1 protein-coding gene is annotated in these 1,171 nt (G+C 66.4%); it reads right to left on the bottom strand.

Translation table 11 applies throughout. The features are described 5' to 3' along the window. On the bottom strand, positions 1-1,169 hold a 1,169-nt coding region (locus ACFMPD_RS17520; protein ID WP_380997329.1), incomplete at its 3' end, for an acetyl-CoA C-acetyltransferase. Between the last annotated feature and the right edge of the window lie 2 nt (positions 1,170-1,171).

Below are 1,171 nucleotides of genomic sequence, written 5' to 3'. Positions count from 1 at the left end.
CGTTCGACGCAGAGGGCAACACCCATGCCGCCGCCGATGCAAAGTGTCGCAAGGCCTTTTTTGGCGTCGCGGCGCTGCATTTCGAACAGCAGCGTGTTCAGCACGCGGCAGCCGGAGGCGCCGATCGGGTGGCCGATGGCGATGGCGCCGCCGTTGACGTTGACGATCGCCGGATCCCAGCCCATGTCTTTGTTGACCGCGCAGGCCTGGGCGGCAAAGGCTTCGTTGGCTTCGACCAGGTCCAGGTCCTCGGGCTTCCAGCCGGCTTTTTCCAGCGCCTTGCGCGACGCATAGATCGGGCCGACGCCCATGATCGACGGGTCCAGCCCGGCGGTGGCGTAAGAGGCGATGCGGCCCAGGGTCTGGATGCCGCGCTTTTCGGCGTTTTCCGCGCTCATCAAGAGCACCGCGGCGGCGCCGTCGTTCAACCCCGAGGCGTTGGCGGCGGTGACCGAGCCGTCCTTGGCAAAGGCCGGGCGCAGCTTGGCCATCGCCTCCATCGTGGCGCCGTGGCGGATGTATTCGTCGCTGTCCATCACGATGTCGCCCTTGCGGGTCTTGATGGTGAACGGGGTGATCTCGTCCTTGAACTTGCCGGCCTTTTGCGCCGCTTCGGCCTTGTTCTGGCTGGCGACGGCAAACTCGTCCTGCTGCTCGCGGCTGATCTGCCATTTCTCGGCGACATTCTCGGCGGTCTGGCCCATGTGATAGCCGTTGAACGCGTCCCACAGCCCGTCGCGGATCATGGTGTCGATATATTTCATGTCGCCCATCTTTTGCCCGGCGCGCAGGGCGGCAGCATGCGGGCTCAGCGTCATGTTCTCCTGGCCGCCGGCGGCGACGATATCGGCATCGCCCAGTTGGATGTGCTGCGCCCCCAGCGCCACCGCGCGCAGACCCGATCCGCAGACCTGGTTGATGCCCCAGGCGGCGCTTTCCTGCGGCAGACCGGCATTGATATGCGCCTGGCGGGCGGGGTTCTGGCCCTGCGCCGCGGTCAGAACCTGACCCAGGATCGTCTCGCTGACATCGGCCTTGTCGATCCCGGCCCGCGCGACCACCGCCTCCAGAACCGCCGCGCCCAGATCATGCGCCGGCGTGTTTGCGAACGAGCCGCCGAAACTGCCAACTCCCGTCCGGGCCGCCGACGCGATTACTACGTTTGTCATGT

Source organism: Sedimentitalea sediminis (assembly GCF_042687825.1).
Lineage (GTDB): Bacteria > Pseudomonadota > Alphaproteobacteria > Rhodobacterales > Rhodobacteraceae > Sedimentitalea.
The sequence above is the reverse complement of the archived record's forward strand: the minus strand, read 5'-3'. Positions and strand labels throughout refer to the sequence as shown.